The following is a 6,757-nucleotide window of genomic DNA, read 5'->3' as shown; positions in this document are numbered from 1 at the left end:
TCGGCGATATTACTGGTGATGACCACGATGGCATCGAGTGGGTGGACCAGTCGCGATTCATATCTCTTGCTGCTTGGGTGTGTGTCGCTGGGGAGTTTTATCTTGATTGAGCGGCGACAGAAGGAACCGCTCCTGCACTTGGAGTTATTTCGATTGCCTGTGGTGAGCTTTTCTTTTCTGGCCTCGTTCTTTCAAGGGTTGGGAAGTTTTGCGGTGCTCTTTCTCATCATGATGTATCTGCAGGGAGCACGAGGACTCAGCCCATTGGATGCGTCCTTACTGCTGGTTCCGGGATATCTTGTGGGGGGGATTGCGGGACCGATTGGAGGTCGACTGACCGATCGATTTGGAGCTCGACTGCCGGCCACCGTGGGCCTGGGACTGCAAGTGGTTGCCGTGTTGTTATATGCCCAATTGGCATCCACGACCACCTTAGCCCTCATTGTCATTGCGAGTATTGTGAACGGCATTGGTTCGGGTGGGTTTTTCCCAGCCAATAATACGGCCGTGATGAAAGGCGCTCCTCCTAATCAGTATGGTATCGCCTCCGGAATGCTGCGTACGTTTGGTAACATTGGAATGGTGATGTCGTTTGCGGCAGCGATCGTGATGACCTCAACCCGGATCCCGCGCGGACTGGCCTTTGCCATCTTCATCGGGACGACCAAACTTAATAGCCATATCCGCGACACCTTTGTCGCTGGAATCCATATGGCTCTTTATCTGTCGATTGTGATGCTGCTTCTTGCTACCGTAGCCTCATTATTTGCCAAGCGTCCTCAGGGAGAGGATGTGGCCGGGGCGTCGCGGGAGACCTCTGCGGTGTAAAGAGGGTAGGTCGAATTGAGGATGGCCATGCGTCTTATTCTTGGTGAATGAGACGCGTGGCTGTCTCTTTTATCGTATAAACCGAGATGACCCCATGTCCGCGTCCACTCTTTATAGCGGCAATCCGGCGATGGCGGCCCGATGCGGGTTTCGGAGCCTTAAGCGCCCTTTCTTTTTGGCCGAGGCGGATTCCTATTCTGGAAATGACCAAAGGACGGAGGAGATGCGATGCATCCCGAGATTCTATCAAATACCGTCTTGACGGCACTACCTAGATTGAGACCAGGGCCATTTCCTCACTCATCCAGGAGACGTGAGATGCGATATTCTCTCGACGCGCCATCTCTTTGATCGCGTCGTGCCGCGCGATGTCGCTCATTGGGCACACTAAAGGGAGTTCGCATTGTCACAAATGTGGAGGAGATTTATGAAAAAATCGAAGCCGCCTGGTAAACTAAAGGAAGAATCCCGAAAGCTTGATCGCGGTTCATCGCGAAAACGCTCGCTCACTCCACGAGAAGAGGAAAACGAGCGACTCAAAATTGAAGCAGTCCAAGCGTTAGGATTGTGGGAGAAGGTCGAAGAAGAAGGATGGGGTGCGTTAACTTCTGCGGAAAGCGGGCGGGTTGGCGGATTGATGACTCGTATGCGGTTTGAGGCGAAGCGACAAAGCCAGTCCTCGGAGGCCTCCCCGACATAAGAAACGGGGGAGAGGCATGTATTGGGAGCAACTTACGACAAAGACATTTCGTGAACAAATTCTTGGTCAGATTGATACGGTGATCTTACCGACTGGTAGTGTTGAGGCTCACGGCCAACACTGCCCTTTGGGGACGGATAATCTGGCACCATGGTATTTTTGCCAGCAGTTAGAAGCGAAGTTTCCTGATCGCCTATTAATCTTGCCTCCTATCCCTTATGGGCACACCTGGGAATTGGCCAACTACGCAGGGACTCTTTCAGTGCCCACCGAGGTCTTTACCCGCTATGTGGCGGAGGTCGCTAAAGCGACTCTGGCCTGGGGCATGAAGAATGTGGTGTTGATGAATGGCCATGGGGGCAACACCGGAGCCCTCAATGCCGCCATGGAAGATATTGCAGAACATGGCGGGCAGGCAATTCTCATTAACTGGTGGATTGACTACAGTCGCGACATTCTTACGGTCACCGAAGGCCAGGGCCATGCCGGAGAGGACGAAACCTCTGTCATGTTGGCGATTGCTGGTGAACACGTCAAAATGGATGACGCCTCGTTTAATCCCTATACCGCGAAATACCGTGTGAAAGCTGTCGGACTGCATGAGAAGACGCTGCGGCATGCCAATACCGGTGACGGGCGTCACGCCACCAAAGCTAAAGGTGAAAAGATTTTAGAGCTATGCACCGATCGCATGGTAGAATTGCTTCAAGATTTATGGGAAGATAATCTTTTTATACGCAAGGATTCATGAAAGGTGGCGCGGCGACGTGAGTGAAATGGTATTAGCAAAACGGGTGGCCCAATTGGCCCCTTCTCCGACGATGGCGCTCGACGCCAAAACCAAAGCGCTCATCAGTCAGGGGCTCGACGTAGTGAATTTGACTGCCGGTGAGCCGGATTTTGATACACCGGAACATATTCGGCACGCCGCTATTGAGGCCATCGGGCGTGGTGACACTCGTTATACCGCGGTGGGAGGCACAGTACGGTTAAAGGATGCCATTTGTCGTCGCCTATATGAAGATACGGGCATCACCTATAAGCCGGATGAGGTGTTGGTCTCCGTGGGGGCCAAACATTCGCTGTATAACGCGATATTGTCCTTAACCAATCCGGGGGATGGGGTGTTATTGCCGGTTCCGTATTGGGTGACCTATCCGGAGCAGATCCGGATAGCTGAAGGGGAAGTGCAACTGGTCAAGATTGCATCAGAGCATAAGGACGAACTTCAAGAAGAGGACTTGGAGGCAGCTTTGCGACCCAACAGTCGCGGTCTCATCTTAAATTCGCCGTCCAATCCGTCCGGTGCCGTCATTGGGCCAGCGCATCTTGAAGCGATTGCCAAATTTGCGGTCGAACATGATCTATGGGTGATCTCGGATGAAATTTATTCGCGGTTAGTTTACGATGGAATGAAACAAGTATCGATTGCGACCTTCCCAGGCATGCGCGAGCGAACCATTGTGATTAATGGGGTGTCTAAAGCTTATGCCATGACGGGATGGCGTATTGGCTACTCGGCTGGACCTCGGCACGTCATTCAAGCGATGGCCAATCTCCAGTCGCAGTCCACATCCAACCCAGCGTCTATGTCCCAGGCCGGGGCCGAAGAGGCGCTGACCGGGCCACAAGAACCGGTGGAAGAAATGCGGCGCGAGTTTGATCGACGGCGTCGATATGCGGTATCCCGTATTCAAAGTATGAAGGGGCTGACGGTGAACGACCCTAAAGGAGCGTTTTACTTGTGGGTGGGAATGTCGTCCGTCATCGGACGGACCATTGGTGGTCGGAAAATCACGTCGGCGGATGATTTGGCCCTGGCGTGGTTGGAAGAGGCGAGCGTCTCAGTGGTTCCAGGTAGTGGGTTTGGTGTCAATGATTACTTTCGGATGTCGTACGCGACATCAATGGAACGATTAGCCGAGGGACTTGACCGTATGGAACGCCTATTGGAGGAATGACGCGTATATGGGTTCGTCCGACACGATAGGAATTTTGGGGCTCGGTGTGAACAACCGGCCCTTGGTTCCTTTTTTAAGGGATATGGGTCACCCACTGATTATTTATGATCGCCGGTCGGCAAGTTCAATCGAAGAGGATTTAGTCGCGATGGGGCTCTCCCAGGGAATCAAAATTTGTGGCGGCGAGGGATATCTCGAGGCGTTGCGGGAGAGTGATATTGACACGCTTTATGTGACCCCGGGAATCAAGAAGTATGGGCCCCCTTTTGACCAATTAGTCGAACGCGGTGTGAAGTTAACGTCTGAAACGGATTTGTTTTTGTCGGTTTGTCCGGCGCCTGTGATTGGGATTACCGGGTCAGCCGGGAAAACCACCACGACGACATTAGTCGGTGAAACCCTCAAACGCGATGGACGTCGGCCGGTATTTGTGGGGGGAAACATTGGGCAACCGCTCTTGCCGACGCTCGGCGAGATGACTCCTGATAGTTGGGTCGTGATGGAGTTGTCCAGCTTTCAGCTCGATTTGGTGGAGCGTAGTCCTCATGGCGCGGCGTTATTGAATATTTCGCCCAATCACCTGGATGTCCATCGCGACTACGCTGATTATAAGATGGCGAAGGCCAATATTTTACGCTACCAGAGTAAAGAAGACTGGGCGGTATTGCCGTACCGGGATGCGGAGATAGAGAACCTTGTACCATGGTATCAAGGTCGGCCGGTGTTTTTTTCTCTGCATCAGGAAATTCCGCATGGCGCCTACTATCATGACGGTAAGCTGTGGTGGCGAGGGGGAAACGGGGCTCGACCCGTCGTGGACCGTCATGCATTTCACCTTTTGGGAGATCATAATGTCGCCAATGCGCTTGCCACCATTGCCATCGTGGCCTCGTCTGGCGCAGACTTGGATGCTTGCCGGGAGGTATTGGAGGACTTTCGAGGGGTGCCCCATCGTTTGGAAGTGGTGCGTCAACTGAATGGCGTAACCTATATTAATGATTCTATTGCGACTGCGCCAGATCGCACCATGGCTGCCTTGCGTGCCATTCAGCAACCGATCGTGTTAATACTGGGTGGGTACGATAAAAAGCTTAATTATGATACATTAGGCAAAGCCCTTAGTGAGAGTTCTGTGCGGACGGTTGTCGCGATGGGAGCCATACGAGAGACGATGGTGTCGATAGCGCGTCAATATACTGCGTGTGAGGTTCTGTCCGCAGAAGATTTTGATGACGCGGTCCTAACAGCCCATCAGGTTGCCCGTGAGGGCGATGTGGTTCTTCTGGCCCCCGCTGCCGCAAGCTATGATATGTTTAAGAATTTTGAGGACCGCGGCAAGAGATTTCGTGAAATCGTGGGCATGTTAGACACTAAGAGTCGCGAATAGCGACACAGGGAAAAGAGCGCCTTAAGAGGCGCCGATAAATGGAGGTTTAAGAGGTACATGCAACGTCAGGATATCCGGAACATTGCCATCATTGCGCACGTCGACCACGGCAAAACCACTCTGGTGGATGGGATGTTGAAACAGAGTGGTATGTTTCGCGATCCCACCCAACTACAAGACCGTGTGCTTGATTCCAACGACTTAGAACGTGAGCGGGGTATTACGATTTTAGCCAAGAATACCGCCATTAGTTATCGCGATGTGACGATTAATATTGTCGATACACCGGGACACGCAGATTTTGGTGGCGAGGTTGAACGCATTTTGAGTATGGTGGATGGTGCGCTCTTAATTGTGGATGCGCATGAGGGTCCGATGCCACAAACCCGTTATGTGCTGCAAAAGGCCCTTAAAGAAGGTTTGCGGCCGATTGTGGTATTGAACAAATTGGATCGGGAGGGTGCTCGTCCAGAAGAGGTACAAGAAGCTGTTCTGGAACTCTTTATTGATTTGGAAGCCAACGACGAACAACTGGATTTTCCGGTGGTATACGCCTCGGCCAAGCAAGGCATTGCCTCCACCGAGCCGGTCATTATTGAGGGTGGAAATTTGGAGCCTCTCTTTGATGCCATTATCGATCATATCCCCCATCCGGTGGGCGATGAGAGCGCGCCGTTGCAAATTCTTGTGACCACCTTGGATCATGATGATTATGTCGGTCGCATGGCGATTGGCAGAGTCCGTCAAGGCACCTTAAAGGCTGGACAGACGGTGGGATTGGCTCACGCCGATGGCACGTTTGAGAAAGTGCGGCCATCGAAAATGTTTGGACGGATGGGCCTCAAGCGGACTGAGGTGGAGATGGTGACGGTCGGTGACATTGTCACGTTGGCTGGTTTGAGTGGGGTTACCATTGGAGATACGGTGACTGATCCAGAAACTCCCATGCCCCTTCCGCCGATTCATATTGATGAGCCGACATTAACCATCTTAGTCGGCGTCAACACTTCGCCATTTGCCGGTCAAGAGGGCCAATACGTGACCTCGCGCCACCTGCGTGATCGACTGTTTCGTGAGCAAGAACGTAACGTGGCACTGCGCGTGGAAGAGACCGAGGATGCGGAAGTATTTCGCGTGTCGGGTCGCGGCGAATTGCACATTGGGATTCTCTTGGAGGAGATGCGGCGGGAAGGCTATGAGATGGAAGTCTCGAAGCCCGAAGTGATTTTGCACCACACACCAGAGGGACTCATGGAGCCCATGGAACGGCTCTACTTGGATGTGCCAGATGAATATGTGGGTGCGGTCATGGAACTATTAGGGCCACGCAAGGCCACCATGGTAGCGATGGGACAGGCAGGGCCCAATCAAACCCGATTGGAATTTGTTATTAGTGCTCGTGGCCTTTTAGGGTTTCGCTCGTCGTTTATCAATCAGACCCGTGGCTATGGAATTATGAACCACTTGTTTGAAGACTACGAACCCTATTCGGGAGTGATTGAGGAAATGCCGCGCGGAGCACTGGTGGCGATTGAAACGGGTGTGGCAACATCGTATGCCCTGGATAATGCCCAAGAACGAGGAGTGCTGTTCATTGGACCACAGACTCCTGTCTACGCGGGGATGGTGGTCGGAGAACACAGCCGACCGACCGATTTGGAGATCAATGTCTGTCGAAAAAAGCATGTCACCAATATGCGTAATGCCAATGCCGAAGAAGGGATTCGGCTCACGACGCCGCGCACCCTAAGCTTGGATCAAGCATTAGAGTACGTTAAGTCGGATGAATTGGTCGAAATTACGCCGAAGAATATTCGCGTGCGTAAAGCGGCCTTAGATCCGCATCAGCGCAAGCGTGAGCGGAACCAACGGCAGGCCTAA

Annotated in this window: 6 protein-coding genes; all 6 read left to right on the top strand. The window is 52.7% G+C overall.

Features of this window, described 5'->3' with window-relative positions; genetic code table 11:
* A partial coding sequence (locus ACOJWD_RS01070) for an MFS transporter (protein ID WP_486991367.1) occupies nucleotides 1–828 on the top strand: 828 nt, incomplete at its 5' end.
* Between the two features lie 427 nt (nucleotides 829–1,255).
* Complete coding sequence (locus tag ACOJWD_RS01065; protein WP_486991366.1) at nucleotides 1,256–1,528, top strand: alpha/beta-type small acid-soluble spore protein; 273 nt, start codon at nucleotides 1,256–1,258, stop codon at nucleotides 1,526–1,528.
* Nucleotides 1,529–1,544: 16 nt separating this feature from the next.
* Nucleotides 1,545–2,279: a creatininase family protein gene (locus tag ACOJWD_RS01060; protein WP_486991365.1), complete on the top strand. Its 735-nt coding sequence runs from the start codon at nucleotides 1,545–1,547 to the stop codon at nucleotides 2,277–2,279.
* Nucleotides 2,280–2,304: 25 nt separating this feature from the next.
* On the top strand, nucleotides 2,305–3,489 hold the full coding sequence (locus tag ACOJWD_RS01055; RefSeq protein WP_486991369.1) for a pyridoxal phosphate-dependent aminotransferase: 1,185 nt from the start codon (nucleotides 2,305–2,307) through the stop codon (nucleotides 3,487–3,489).
* Nucleotides 3,490–3,496: 7 nt separating this feature from the next.
* Nucleotides 3,497–4,876, top strand: coding sequence for a UDP-N-acetylmuramoyl-L-alanine--D-glutamate ligase (gene murD, locus ACOJWD_RS01050; protein WP_486991364.1), 1,380 nt, complete (start codon nucleotides 3,497–3,499; stop codon nucleotides 4,874–4,876).
* A gap of 57 nt (nucleotides 4,877–4,933) precedes the next feature.
* Nucleotides 4,934–6,757, top strand: a complete 1,824-nt coding sequence (typA, locus tag ACOJWD_RS01045) for a translational GTPase TypA (RefSeq protein ID WP_486991363.1) — start codon at nucleotides 4,934–4,936, stop codon at nucleotides 6,755–6,757.

Source organism: Sulfobacillus sp. TH-112 (assembly GCF_057473405.1).
The sequence above is the reverse complement of the archived record's forward strand: the minus strand, read 5'-3'. Positions and strand labels throughout refer to the sequence as shown.